We start from the raw sequence: 14,395 nt of genomic DNA, 5'->3' as shown, positions 1-14,395 counted from the left end.
TAAGAACCCTCACAGGAAACTGTTGAGGGTTTCTTTGTTTATTCTAAGTTTACCGAAAGTCGCTGCCATCCCTCCCGATAACTAACCAATACTAAACAGTTGAAAACCTATGTTATTCTGATGTAAATCAGGAACAATTTGTTAGGTTTGATGAAATAAATTGAAATTTATCAATACCTATTAATTCAAATTCATGTTTCTATCCTATTTGTTTCATGGAATATTTAATACTATTCATAGAAAAAGAACAAATAAAATATATCTGTCATTTGGGGAGAACTGCTTAACGGATAATATCTTAAGCAGGTACGGACTTAAATCTTTTACAACACCATTTTCACATTGCAGATCTAATATTGAGTATATATTGGAGTTGGAGAGAAACAACTATAAGAATTTCATAAGCGGCGAATTTCTGAAGTATGAAGACTTAAACGGAAAGCCGGTCCCACGCCTTAAAACTGATTTAATTCTTAAAAATAACTATCATCATTTACATAAAAATGGCATTGAATTCCCGAGTCATGATGTTATTAAAAATAAAAAATATTGGAATAAAGTTGTTCGACGGACAAACAAATTAAAAACATTTTTAGGTAAAGCGAAATACGTCCTTCTATATCATCATAGAGTTTGTGAAGGCAATAATCTTGAATTACTCTTAATGCATCTGTGTGAATTGAAAAAGTATTATTCAACTGATGAATATGAATGTCAGATTGTTTTATTTAAACAGATTATAATTCCTGAAGGGTCGGAGAAAAAACTGATATACCAAAAGAATAACGATATCCATATTTTTGATTTTCATACTCATCATACCTGGACCGGGCGTGATCAAAGGGAATATTGGGCATTTATAGACGATTCCTTAATAAGTAAAATGCTGAGGATAGTAAAAACCGTATGAATGGATATTAACAGTAATATTTGATTTCATATTACTAAATAAGACAATGAATTAACGTCCTGGTGAATTCAGGAACTGTTTGACCTTTTTTATTATCCCAACTTACCTCCGCTTAAACTTTTTTTGTGTTTTAAAAGGATAATCTTTCGAATACTTCTTTCAGGAAGATTTTTTGTATTATTTTGGGTCGATTAGCCTGATCATAACAATAGGCATAATATTTCGTTATCTTGAACATAGAATTTTAATTTACAGGAACTAAAATGAATTTATTAAATAAATTATTATTAACTCTTGCGATACTCGCGTTACCCATGATCTCACTTTCCCAAAGTGCTGAGGATGAATCTCCTGTAGCAAACTGGCAGAATCTGGATCTTAAAAATGATGATGTTTTCGGTATCAGTACGGAAAAGGCTTACAAAGAGCTATTGAAGGGAGAGAAGTCTTCAACAGTACTTGTGGCTGTCATTGACGGAGGAATTGATGAAGAGCATGAAGATCTTAAGAAAGTAATGTGGGTCAATCCTAAAGAAATCCCAGGCAATGGTATTGATGATGATAAGAATGGCTATGTTGATGATATACATGGTTGGAATTTTATAGGATCTGCGAAGGCTAATGTTCATTATGATAATCTTGAACTGATTCGTCTGATTAATAAGTATAACCCTAAATATGCTTCTGCATTAAACTCAACCCCATTTTCTGAAAGTGAAAGAAAAGAGTTTCAGTTGTATAAGAAGCTTATTACTGATTATATGGATAAACTCCAATCCGCTCAGATGGGATTGCAGAATACAACAATGATTAAGAAATACCTTGATGAGATTAAAGCAAAGATGGATAATGAGAATCCATCGGCGGATGATTTTAGCTCTTATAAGCCTTCTAATGATATCGAGGGACAGGTAATTAAATTTGTTAAGCCTGAATTGAAAAAGCGCGATTTTAAAAAATTTTACGAGGAATTACTTGATGGTATTAAATATTACGATGCACAGGTCAAATATCATTTAAATGTAGAGTTTGATCCCAGAAAAGATTCTGTAGGAGATAATTACACAGATAGTAACGATCGTAATTATGGTAATAATGACATAACCGGTCCGGATGCAGAACATGGAACCCATGTGGCTGGCATTGTCGGGGCTGTGCGCAATAATGATTTGGGAATTAATGGAGTGGCCAATAACGTAAAGATTATGGCTGTACGTACTGTTCCAGATGGAGATGAACGTGATAAGGATGTAGCTAACTCTATCCGCTATGCAGTGGATAACGGTGCTAAAGTTCTAAATATGAGTTTCGGAAAGGCATATTCCTGGGATAAAAAGGCGGTTGATGAGGCTATCCAATATGCTGTTTCAAAAGGTGCTCTTTTAGTACATGCTGCCGGAAATGATGCAAAGAACACTGAGAAGGAAGATAATTTCCCAAACCGATTATTTCAGGACAGTACCGGACGTACAATGGGTACTGCATCAGCTTGGATTGAAGTGGGTGCAAGCAGCTGGAAAAATAATGAAGATCTGGTAGCAACGTTTTCTAATTTCGGGGCAAAGACTGTAGATGTTTTCGCTCCTGGAGTTAAGATTAATTCGACTATGCCCGGTTCTACTTACAAGGAAAATGACGGTACGAGTATGGCTGCACCGGTAGTGTCGGGGTTAGCTGCTTTGATCTGGTCTTACTATCCGCAGTTTACTGCTAACCAAATCAAAGAAATTATCATGAATTCCGTAACTAAGGTCGACTATAAAGTGAAGATCAAGGAAGATGGCGATAGTAAGAAAGTAAATTTAAGTGATATTTCAGTATCTGGAGGTGTTGTTAATGCTTACTCAGCTTTACAGCTTGCAGAAAAAATGAGTAAGGGGTCTAAATCAAAGTTAAAATAGCTTTTAATATTATAGAGAAGGGGCGCCTGGAGATATCCGCGCGCCCCTTCTTTGTTAAACTGCGCTTAGCCAGACCTGTTCAGTTTGTGCTGAGCTATTTTCCTTTCTGATCTCTCCTTCTATTTCTTCAATTGCCTTCATTGTCTTAAGAAATGAATCAGGAGTTACAGAAATTGAATCAATTCCTTCGCTGACAAGAAATTTCGCAAAATCAGGAAAATCAGATGGACCTTGTCCGCAAATGCCAACTTTGACTCCCTCTTTTTTGGCTATCCTGATCAGGGAACTGATCATTGATTTTACAGCTTCATTACGTTCATCGTAGATATGAGCAACAAGTGATGAGTCGCGATCAAGACCCAGTACTAACTGGGTAAGGTCATTTGAACCAATAGAAAATCCATCTATCTTTTTCGCAAACTGATCTGCGAGTATAATATTGGAAGGTAATTCAGCCATTAGATAAACCTCCAATCCATTTTTGCCTCTTTCGAGTCCGTAATCAGCCATGGTGGCATATACCTGATCTAATTCCCGCGGGGTTCTGCAGAAAGGAATCATTACCACTATATTGTTCAGTCCCATTTTTTCTCTGACATTTCTGATTGCCCTGCATTCCATACCGAATGCCTCTTTGTATTCTTTAGAGTAATACCTTGATGCCCCGCGCCATCCTATCATTGGGTTTTCTTCCTCCGGCTCAAAATATTTACCTCCCAGCAAATTCATATATTCATTGCTTTTGAAGTCTGAGAAGCGTACAATCACTTTGTTAGGATAAAATGCAGCTCCAATGCGTGCAATTCCATAGGATAATTTTTGGGTGAAATAATCTTCTCCATTTTTAAAGCCGGCTGTAAGCCTATTGATTTCAGTGCTTAATTCCGGATCATTTAAACTTTGATGATCTAACAAGGCCAGTGGGTGAGCTTTGATATAGTTGTTAATTATAAATTCTTCGCGCGCCAGACCTATACCTTTGCATGGAAGATTTGCGTATTGGAAAGCCATTTCAGGTGAAGCCACATTAAGCATCAGCGGGGTTCTGGTTTCCGGGATATCGCATAGATCAAATTCATGTTTTTCGAACGGAATCATTCCTTCATAAATAATGCCTGTATCGCCTTCAGCACATGATGCAGTTATTATTTGATCATTGTTTAATAGGGCAGTCGCATTTTTGCAACCCACAATTGCCGGAACTCCCATTTCGCGTGCAACAATTGCAGCATGGCAGGTTCTTCCTCCTTTGTTGGTAATAATAGCTGAAGCATGCTTCATGATTGGTTCCCAGTCGGGGTCTGTCATATCTGTAACCAGTATGTCGCCCCTTTTAAAATCTATAAGATGTATTTGTCCTGCTTTCAGATCCCGGATAATATGAACTTTTCCTCCTGCTATCTTATCTCCAACAGCAATTCCTTTCAATATGACCTTTTCCGCTCTGTTCCTGTCACTAATGATATATTCTGTGATCTTGCCTGATTCTTTGAGGGAATGAACGGTTTCCGGTCTTGCCTGAACGATGAACAGCTCTCCGCTGATGCCATCAACAGCCCATTCAATATCCATTGGACACCAGGAACCCTTGAGGGCAGAATAGTGATTCTCAATCAATAAAATCCAATTGGATAATTGAAGAGCCATTTCATCAGATATGCAAAAAAAATTCCGGTCTTCCGGGTTTATATTGACGGTTTTTATACGCTCTTCTCTGGTCTTGCCATAAACCATTTTCTTATCCTTATTGCCAAGTTTTTTTTCAATGATTGCAGGATGTCCTGCTCTTAAAGTTGGTTTAAAAACAATAAATTCATCCGGTGAAACGGCTCCCTGTACTATTAGTTCTCCTAATCCGTACGAAGCATTGATGATGATGGCATCTTTGAAGCCACTTTCTGTATCCAGCGAGAAGGCTACTCCTGATGAAGCGAGATCTGATCTTACCATTTTCTGAATACATACTGATAAACCAATACGGAAGTGGTCAAAACTAATGTTTTCGCGATAGCTGATTGCCCGGTCTGTAAAAAGCGAAGCAAAACATCTGCGAACTGCATTTAACAGTGCTTCCTGACCGCAGATATTTAAGAAGGTTTCCTGCTGACCCGCAAATGAAGCATCAGGAAGATCTTCTGCAGTTGCCGAAGAACGTACGGCTACATCAACATTGAATTGCTGGTATTGGTCTGAAAGGACCTGATAGGCCTGAATAATTTCTTTTGAGAGCTTCTCAGGGAATGAGCCTTTTTCAATAAGGTTTCTGATCTCATTTCCTGTGCGACTCAAAGATTCGATATTATCATGCGCCATACCAGCAATGATCTGCGGAATAATCAGATCCAGCTTATTGTGCTCAATAAATTCATGATAGGCTCTAACTGTAATAATGAATCCATCAGGTATGGCAATGCCTAATGAAGTCAGGTTTTGTATCATTTCACCCAGTGAAGCATTTTTACCACCTACCAGTTCCACATCATTGATGCCTGCTTCATTCAATTTAAGGATCAGACTATTTGATTTCATATGATTTATATTGTTATACAGCCAAATCTAGAGCCATTCTTTCAGGATACTTAGCAGATAATTAGCAATTTTTAATACTATCTTAACTAAATAATTGTATTATGCATAGTAAATTGGTTATTTTAGTATTAATGAATCCACATCTGCTCGCTATACCCTTAAACAGTCAGGAATCATTCAGTGTTAAGCTGGAGATCGGATGGAATTTCTATAAGCAATGGCATTATCACCGGGAGATCGAGATCATTTATATCATTAAGGGCTCTGGTACCCGTTTTATCGGAGATCGCATTGATAATTTTAAAGAGGATGAATTGCTTTTGATTGGTTCAAACCTGCCTCATATGCTCCGGACTCATGGTGATTTGAGTAAGGAAAACCCTGATACAGAAGCTATTGTAGTTCATTTTCTTCCGGATATACTCAGTTCATTTATTAATCTTCCTGAGAATAAGTCTATTGCAGATTTATTGTATAAATCAGCTCATGGTCTGGAAATCAGGGGTGAAACGCTTTTGTCGGCTAAGCGAATTCTGCACTCTATACGATATGCGCGTAATACCGAAAAGGTTATTTTGCTTATTCAGTTTTTGCATCTTATAGCCTCCTCACCTGAGACAGAATCTTTATCACAAGTCAGGTTTACCAGCAGCTTTAATAAACTGGATGATGACAGGCTTAATCGCATATACAATTATACCATGAACAATTTTTTGCGGCAGATCACATTGAAGGAAATTGCTGATATCGTACACATGAGTCCGAATTCATTTTGCCGTTATTTTAAAGCAAGAACTAAGAAACGATACTCGGCATTTCTGCTTGAAATCAGGGTTAGCCATGCCTGCAAGCTTTTATCGGAAACTGCCTATAGCATGGCGGTAATTGCGTATGAAAGTGGATTTATGAATGTTTCTAATTTTAACCGGCATTTCAAGCTGATCACAGGTAAAACGCCTTTTCAGTACAGAGCTCAGTTACGTAATATTAAGTCCGGGTTCGCTAAATTCAGCCCGAATTGAAATTCTTCTGTTCAGAATATTCTTGCTGTATAAATAAAAAGCGAATGTACCTGCAGAGGTACATTCGCTTTTCGGATTTAAGTTAATGACAGATCAGTTTGCACCATCGTTTTGTGCACGCTGGATTGCATAACTTCCAACCTTTTTGCCCATTTCCAGTCCTACTTCACAATCGCTGCGATAATGTATAGCACCGTATAGTCGGGAGAAGGAGGCTTCGAGTGCCATTTCGGTAAACAGACTTGCTTTTTCAGGGATCAGGTGACCTAAAATAGTGGAAGCAGCGCCACTGAAAGTGGAATGTCCGGAAACATAGGATGGGAAGTTTGGCAATCCTGTTAATGTTTTTATTTCAGGATTTACCTGTGAAGGCCTCGGATTATAATAAGTGAATTTTGCATCCCAGCATACGATTGCAGCATCCATTAATGACATATTTAAGAGAGCAAGATTTCTGGCCCAGCGCACTTCGCTTAGCTTTAAAGGAATCATATGTTCAGCAGCTATGGCATTCCAGTGCCCCGGAGGAGTGTAGGTGCCTACACCATCTCCCCAAACATGGACCATGCGTATCCTTTCTCTGTTTGCGTTTTTACTGTAATACAGAACCTCATCAAGCTCCTTTTTAAAAGCTTCAGATTTGGTTGATGGTGGTGCAACCGGTCTGATCTTTGTAACTACAGTTAATGAATCAAATAAGAAGGGTTTCACTCTTCCGAAATATGGCAGCATTGGAGGTCGTTTAGGCATTTCCTGACTGATCCATGGTGATTCTCCTTTTTGAATGGCAGCTTGTTCAAATTCTTTCCAGAGATCAACCCCATTCGTAATTCCGGCTGCTGCACCGGTTCTGTCAGTTCGGGCACGCTGTACATATTTAAGTGCTACGGCTCTGCCTAAAGCTTCCCCTGCTTCTATCTCATCCCTGACATTTGCTCCAGCAATGAATCTGGCTCTTCGGTGTTCTTCGGCTTTTTGCTGAATAAAATTCTGCTCTCCGGGGAAGAGTAACTTGAGAAGCTCAACACTTGCTCCAATCACTACAGCATCTTCTGACGGATAGGAATATAAGGTACTTTTGTTGACCAGTGCATTAATATTCTGATCAGCGAAGTAAGGAGCTTCCCGTTTGTATAAGTTTTTGTAATGATGTGCTGCAATCAATGCATCATATTGTGCGGCACTTACATATGCATAGGCTCTTGCAGCATAAGGAGGATTTGAGAAGGGGAAAAAAGGATAAGCAAGAGGATTGCTGGCATTTGGTAACGGATAAGTTCCATTTTCATTTTGAACAGGAGGTAAATTGTACTTTGCAACCAGTTCGCGCATGATTTCATTCCATCGTAAGATAGCTCCGCCGTTCCAGTATTTTACCAGTTTGCGGTCGTCTTCGCTGATGTTTTTCTGCCAGCCTTTAATCTCATTGATTTGTGCTGTATAATCAGGTGCGGTTTTAGCGATAGGTGCGGGTACGGAAACCTCATTTGCAGAGGCCAGCAGAATAGGCTTCCAGCTTCCGGCATTTGCATCAGTTGTTGTTGGATTAAGTGATGGTGTAAGAAGATTAGTCTCCTCAATATCTTTGCTGCAAGCTGCCAGAAATAACATAATTGCAGCTATAGTGTATCTTGTAAACAATTGTTTCATGATTAATTATTTTTAGTTTTTTCAGACTTTTTGCCCGAAAGATTGAAGATGTAGAATAAACCTGCCTGAATACCCGCTGACTTGCCAACATTACGTCCGGCAACAGTTGTATTTGCACCACCGATGAATGTCAGACCTTTGACATAGGCAGGTTCGTATTTCATACTGATACCTATTTTAGTCATATTCATTTTGTTCGACGGGAAGGGCATATTGTTACGGGTAATGTCAAATCCGCCAAGTGTTGTCCAGTTATCTGCTACTGCTTCAACAAGCCATTCTTTACCCCGGTATCCCATACGGAGATTAAACTGAGCGGCATCCGGCATGAAAACTTCATTTGAATAATGCATCTCTGTGGTATAGTATGAGGTTCGGTCGATCTCAATATTACTGCGATGAACGTATGTCCCGCTTACAGTTGCAGTCCATACACCTACCTGGTAGTCTGCCATACCGCGAAGCGAAATATTGCGGCTTCTCAGACCGATGGATAATGGAAGATAATCAGCAACGTAGTCTGAACTTGGAGTTGAATATCCTCCAATGGTGAACAGAGACAGGGTACCTTTACCGATTTGCTTTTTTACAGGCTTCCATTTTAGCCATAACGACAGATCCTGCATTCCTTTGAATCCTTTCAGCTGTCCGGCAGAAGCTTTGGTGCTAACGTAAGGTAAATTGAAAATTACATTGAGCCTGGAACTGACTCCCAAATTCCCCATCGGTCCCGCCATTTGAGTACTTACAGTTCCTAAATTGAAATTTTCGCGTTTTAAGGAGCCTTCCCAGTACTCATTCCAGTTACTTCCGCTGTACATTATGCCGGTACAGAAGAGGTTTTTGCCCATCATAATGGCATCGATGTCTGTTTGAGCTGAGAGTGGTAAAGTTGAACCTATAAAAAGGTAAATGATTAAGTTGAACTTACGTTTGAAAGCAGGATACTTGCATAGGTAAGCTTGTTTTATATGTAAAAACATAGTATAAATTATTTGAATGAACATTTAATACTGGCTTTCGTCTGATGAAAATGGGGGTATCAGAAACCATAAACGAAGGGCAAAAGCCCGGTTTTGGATTGAAATACCCGAATTTTACAAAAAATCTGAAGCAAAAAAGATTGCATTCTGCCGCAGAGCTGAATGCTTTTGAAAAGAATTAAACGTATTCGGGAGGGGGGGAACTGATCCCGTAGCCGGGATCTGTATTAGTAAGGGAATGAAAAAAGTATCCGGTGTTGAATAGTTCCTGAATACTGAATGTAAGTTTCGGCCCTTTAATCAGGTCGTAATCTGTTATTGTCTTTTTTGCAGCAAGCGGGCCCTTCTGGTTTTTCTGATGAACAGGGCTATCCTGAATTTCATTCATCAGTTGATAGAAAGTTGATCGGGCATGATGAAGTTTGATCTTGTTTGTATTGGGAATACAACGATAAATAATACGTCCATTCTCATATTTACGTTCAACAAACTTATAGTAAACCCCATCGATCATGACCTCTCCGTCAACACGCTCAAAGTCTTTCCAGTCGGCAACATAGGGCAGAATTACCTTTGAATCAAGCTCAATAATTTGAGAAGTATCATAGTCATTATTGTCTAATGCTAACTCCAGTTCTTCGTCATATTGTATTTCCAGAACTTTAACCAGCAAGTCATAGCCATACCAGTTAAAACTGAGAACGCTAATCATAAATACAACTGCCAGAATTTTAAACATTCTTAAGTATTTTTTTTGCTGCTAAAAATGTGATCTGAATCACATTTTTATTGAAAGATAAAAAATCATTTTATAATTCAAATAAAAATACTTGTTTACGATTGTAGTATTTAACCGGATAGTGAATATAAATTGTCAGGCAACTTGTAATTTAATTTTGTTGCGAATGATTATTTCTCATTAAAAAGCGAGTAATTTATAGAATCTACTGTAAGGATAAAGGATGAAAAACAATCGAAGAGATTTCCTGAAACTTGCCGGTATAGCCGGTATTGGATATACAGGTACAGGTATAGTGCCCGTTTTTGCTGCTGAATCAAAACGAAAAATAGTACCTGAACCATCAGAACCTGTATCAATGAACCGTTTTCCACGGATGATGCAGGATTACACTACCCGTCAGGTTGAAAAATCTTTAGCTGCGGCACGGAAAAAACGAGCCTCCCTGAAAACTAAACAGGAAGCAGAGGCTTATGTTCGCGATGTCCGTTCAAAGATTGCGCAATGTTTTGGCCCATGGCCTGAAAAGACTCCTTTGAATGCACGTATTACCGGGGTAATGGAACGGGATGCCTATAAGATAGAAAAGGTAATTTTCGACAGCCGTCCGGGATTTCCTGTAACTGCAAATCTTTACATACCCAAAAACAGGCAATTTCCGTTGCCGGGTATCGTTGGTACTTGCGGACATGGTGATCCGGCAAAAGCCACTCCAATTTACCAGTCCTTTGCACAGGGACTTGCCCGTCAGGGTTATGTGGTTCTGATTTTTGATCCGATAGGTCAGGGAGAACGGGTACAATTATTGAGCAGGGATCTTAAACCTCTGCATGGTATTGGAGTGCCTGAACATAATTATACAGGCAGACAAATGATTTTGAACGGCGAGCATTTAAGTTCGTGGTTTACCTGGGATTGTATTCGTTGTGTTGATTATTTGCTCAGCCGTCCTGAAGTTGATCCTGAGCATATCGGGGTAACCGGAAACTCGGGCGGAGGCACACAGGCAACCTGGTTTTGTGGTGTTGAACCCCGGTTAACTATGGCAGCACCAAGCTGTTTTGTCGTTGGTTTTGAACAGAATTTAATGAATGAATTGCCTGCAGATATTGAACAATGTCCGCCGGGGGCAATTGGCCTCGGGCTGGATCATCTGGATTTTATTGCTGCTATGGCTCCCAGGCCCGTCATACTGTTAGCTCAGGAAAAGGACTTTTTTGATGTACGCGGTGCTGAAAAGAATTACGCCGAATTAAAGAAACTATATAAACTGCTGGGTGCGGAAGAGAATATTCAGTTTTTTGCCGGCCCTGAATATCATGGCTTCTCAAAACATAACCGGGAGGCAATGTATAAATGGTTTAATAAAATAACCGGAGTGTCGGAACAGTCTGAGCCGGAGCTTAGTCTGGAGGAGGAAAAACTGCTTTGGTGCACTCCAAATGGCCAGATTGCCGAGAGTAATTTCCGGACTTTAGCAGCATATACCAGAGAGTTTTCGAAGCAGAATAAATCCCGGCGGGGAGAGCCTGAAGGAGAGGAACTGAAGAATAAGATTCGTGCGGTGCTTAAACTCGGGGCAGTTTCAGGAATACCTTCTTACAATATCCTGAGACCATTGCCGGGCAGGCAGTTCCCTAAAAAGTTTGCTGCCAACTACGCTGTTGAAACAGAGGCAGGAATCAGCATCCCTGTTTATCGTTTATCTGATACTGAGTTGTTGTCGCGTCCTCCGAAAGGGATAAAGCGGGCAATTTTATATGTATCTCACCTTTCGGCAGATGAAGAGTTAAGGAATGAATCACTGATTGGTGATCTGATCAGGGCAGAGCCGCAATCAGCAGTATATGCCTGTGATGTTCGTGGAACAGGCGAATCAAAGCCCAACACCTGTGGAGATGATTTCTTCGGTGCATACGGAAACGATTATTTCTATGCAGCACACAGTATCATGCTGAACTCTACCTATACCGGGCAAAAAACTTTTGACCTTTTACGAATCATTGACTGGTTAAGTTCCTGCGGTCATGAGGAAATTCATCTGGCAGGGAAGGGTTGGGGAGCTATTCCTGCAACATTCGCAGCGGTATTATCAGATAAGGTAAAGCAGGTGACTTTAAAAAATGCATTGAGCAGTTATTCTGCAATTGCAGAAAATGCAGAATTCAACTGGCCATTGTCTACCCTTATACCGGGTGTATTAAAACAGTTCGATTTGCCGGATTGCTATGAGGCACTTCGGACTAAAAACGTAGTTCAGATTGATATGGTTGGAGCTGAAGGACTCAGATGAGTATTAATCGGGTGTTAAATAATTATATGGTCTGCACCAGATCCTGTGTTCAGAAGCCTGCCTGAAGGGTTTTTGGATAGTTCACATGATCAAAATCCCTGACATTTTCGAATTATGCGGCTTTATTTATATCCGGACGGCAAAATATTAAGAGAATTAGAACTCATGTTTGAAATATTTTTTTATATTTAAAAAGGTCTGGTTCGTGCTTGTCAATAAGAACACTAACCATTTGTAAACTTAAATTAACTCTATGAGAATCTATTTACTAATTTTTGTATTTCTGGCATCTGCTGTTCAGGTTCGCGCGGATAAAGCTCTCACCATTATATGTAGTCCGGGTGAGGCAACAATTTATAAAGTTGGTGCTGATAAAAAGGAGATAAACATCGGAACCGGTACAGCTGTAATTAAGATTGATAAAGATGAACCGGTTACTATTGTGGTCAGGCTCGATGGATATAAACCTGTTTCCAAGACCTATGTAAACTCCAAAAGTGTTCCTTTGCCTAAAGAAGACCGGATTGTTTTGGATACCAGGCTTGTAAGGGTAAGTGCCCAGCCTTATGATGCCAAAATCTATATTGAGGGAGCAGTTCAGCCATCAAATACTGCCTGGGTAGAAGTTAAAAAGGACGCTACGGTAACAGTTGAGGTCAAGAAGCCAGGTTTTTTCACTAAGCATAAGATCTATCAGAACAGGACAGGAATGGAAGTGCCTCCGATAGATGATGCTATCGCTCTGACAGACAGGTCTATGTTTGTGAAAACAGTACCGTCTGATGTTCAGGTTATTGTGAATGGTAAGAATATAGGCGAGGGTAATTCAGAAGTAGTGATCCCGGTACAGACCTGTGTTACAGTACAATATGTTAAAGAAGGATTTGTAACAGTTGAAAAGCAATACTGTGCCAAGGATGGTCAGCCTTTGCCGCCCTTAACTGAAAATATTATTTTGAAAGACCGGATTGTTGCAGTCAGAACCACACCCGAAGATGCCAGTATTAAGATTGATGGCCGTGTAATGGGCAATGGGGAGTATAAAGTGCGTATACCAGCCGGACAGTGTGTGGAGGTTATTGTTGAAAAAGCAGGATTTGTGCCATCCAAAAAGAATTTCTGTAATGAGGACGGGGTACAGCCGCCTCCGGTTTCTGAACATGTGATTTTAGCTGTGGATGAGGCATTTACCAGTTCAGTGCAGAGCGATCAGGCTAATGTTAACTTTACAATTGAAACCGGTAAGCTTGAAGAAGATGCCTGGAAGATCCTGAGTCAGATAACCATGAATTACTTTGACAATATTGAGCTGGCAGACCGCGAGACAGGGTATATCCGCACAAGCTGGAATGTGAAAAACTTCCTTAATAATACCATCAGAACCCGAATCATAGTGAAACAGGCAGATATTATGCCGTTGAAGTATACAATTAAGCTTATAAGTGAATACAGCGGTAAGGCAAAAACCAGTGTTAAAGAAGACGAATCTTTCCAGTCATGGGACAGAATTCTGAATACGTATAAGGATGTGATTTCTGAATATCAGTCGAGGTTGAGGTAATTAACTTATCCTGTGAAATGAAATTTGATAAAGGCATGAGTCCAAAGCTTATGCCTTTATTGTATCCTTAGGTTTTATTCTGTCATGGCTGGATTTGTAAACCGGCGAAAAGTATACACCTTCCCAGGGACTCCTGTATCTTATTGTACAAATTTTTGAAGTATGTTTAAGGTTTCGTTATGGTCAGCTCCAAGCCCTTCTTTCTGAAATTTTAATACCCCCTTACTATCCAGCACAGAGACCAGGTTACTATGTGAAAAGTTTCCTTCCAGATCTTTTTCATACTGTACATTCAATAATACAGACAGGGTTCTGACTGATTGTTCACTGCCTCTGAGTAAAGTCCAGTTTGAATCCAGTCCCATTTCTTTCGCAAATTCTTTCAGGCGTTCAGGGCTGTCTCTTTCGGTATCAAAGCTGATTAGTACATAATTTACCTGATCCTTTTTACTTCCCATATTTTTATAAATGCTTTTAATGTCAGAGGTTAAACGCGGACAAGCATAAGTACAATGTGTAAAGATCATTCCAACCACCGTAGGTTTATTCATCAATGAGGATAACTTAATCTGGGCATTATTTTGTGTGGTAAACGTATCATTCAGAGTGAAAATACTTTCTGAAGGAATTCTGCTTAATTCTGCCTTTTTAGGAGCTTTGCAACATGAACCTTTCACTGGTTTTGCCGGACTAAGCACTGTTTGACTTGCAGTTTTAACTGAAGGGATGCCATCAGTACAGCTGTATAGCATAGTAATTAATATTAATAACAGGATATATGCTTTCATGATGATTTTGTTAAAATAA

At 39.6% G+C, this 14,395-nt stretch carries 10 protein-coding genes; 5 read left to right on the top strand and 5 right to left on the bottom strand.

The genetic code is table 11. The features are described from left to right. The first annotated feature begins 193 nt into the window (after window positions 1-193). Complete coding sequence (locus tag P2W72_RS04165) at window positions 194-910, top strand: DUF1796 family putative cysteine peptidase (RefSeq protein WP_276359647.1); 717 nt, start codon at window positions 194-196, stop codon at window positions 908-910. A 263-nt stretch (window positions 911-1,173) separates the two neighbouring features. After that, complete coding sequence (locus tag P2W72_RS04160) at window positions 1,174-2,811, top strand: S8 family peptidase (RefSeq protein WP_276359646.1); 1,638 nt, start codon at window positions 1,174-1,176, stop codon at window positions 2,809-2,811. Between the two features lie 54 nt (window positions 2,812-2,865). On the opposite strand, the gene ppsA is transcribed toward P2W72_RS04160, so the two are convergent. Beyond that, on the bottom strand, window positions 2,866-5,340 hold the full coding sequence (gene ppsA, locus P2W72_RS04155; RefSeq protein ID WP_276359645.1) for a phosphoenolpyruvate synthase: 2,475 nt from the start codon (window positions 5,338-5,340) through the stop codon (window positions 2,866-2,868). 101 nt (window positions 5,341-5,441) lie between these two features. Between ppsA and P2W72_RS04150 the strand changes: the two genes are divergently transcribed. After that, on the top strand, window positions 5,442-6,362 hold the full coding sequence (locus P2W72_RS04150) for an AraC family transcriptional regulator (protein ID WP_276359644.1): 921 nt from the start codon (window positions 5,442-5,444) through the stop codon (window positions 6,360-6,362). A 93-nt stretch (window positions 6,363-6,455) separates the two neighbouring features. Here the strand turns inward: P2W72_RS04150 and P2W72_RS04145 are convergent, their stop codons facing one another. The 3 genes from P2W72_RS04145 to P2W72_RS04135 form a co-directional block, all read right to left on the bottom strand. After that, the gene (locus tag P2W72_RS04145) at window positions 6,456-8,012 is read right to left on the bottom strand and encodes a phosphatase PAP2 family protein (RefSeq protein WP_276359642.1); all 1,557 of its coding nucleotides are present in this window, start codon (window positions 8,010-8,012) and stop codon (window positions 6,456-6,458) included. A gap of 2 nt (window positions 8,013-8,014) precedes the next feature. Beyond that, the gene (locus tag P2W72_RS04140; protein ID WP_276359640.1) at window positions 8,015-8,995 is read right to left on the bottom strand and encodes a hypothetical protein; all 981 of its coding nucleotides are present in this window, start codon (window positions 8,993-8,995) and stop codon (window positions 8,015-8,017) included. A gap of 178 nt (window positions 8,996-9,173) precedes the next feature. Beyond that, window positions 9,174-9,734: a hypothetical protein gene (locus tag P2W72_RS04135; protein WP_276359639.1), complete on the bottom strand. Its 561-nt coding sequence runs from the start codon at window positions 9,732-9,734 to the stop codon at window positions 9,174-9,176. Window positions 9,735-9,957: 223 nt separating this feature from the next. Between P2W72_RS04135 and P2W72_RS04130 the strand changes: the two genes are divergently transcribed. Both P2W72_RS04130 and P2W72_RS04125 read left to right on the top strand, forming a co-directional pair. Then, complete coding sequence (locus P2W72_RS04130) at window positions 9,958-12,027, top strand: acetylxylan esterase (protein ID WP_276359638.1); 2,070 nt, start codon at window positions 9,958-9,960, stop codon at window positions 12,025-12,027. A 253-nt stretch (window positions 12,028-12,280) separates the two neighbouring features. After that, window positions 12,281-13,588, top strand: coding sequence for a hypothetical protein (locus P2W72_RS04125; RefSeq protein ID WP_276359637.1), 1,308 nt, complete (start codon window positions 12,281-12,283; stop codon window positions 13,586-13,588). A gap of 140 nt (window positions 13,589-13,728) precedes the next feature. Here the strand turns inward: P2W72_RS04125 and P2W72_RS04120 are convergent, their stop codons facing one another. After that, window positions 13,729-14,376, bottom strand: coding sequence for an SCO family protein (locus tag P2W72_RS04120; protein ID WP_276359635.1), 648 nt, complete (start codon window positions 14,374-14,376; stop codon window positions 13,729-13,731). Window positions 14,377-14,395: the final 19 nt, after the last annotated feature.

The sequence above is a fragment of the Daejeonella sp. H1SJ63 genome, assembly GCF_029360775.1.
GTDB lineage: Bacteria > Bacteroidota > Bacteroidia > Sphingobacteriales > Sphingobacteriaceae > Daejeonella.
This window is presented reverse-complemented; position numbering and strand designations above follow the sequence as displayed.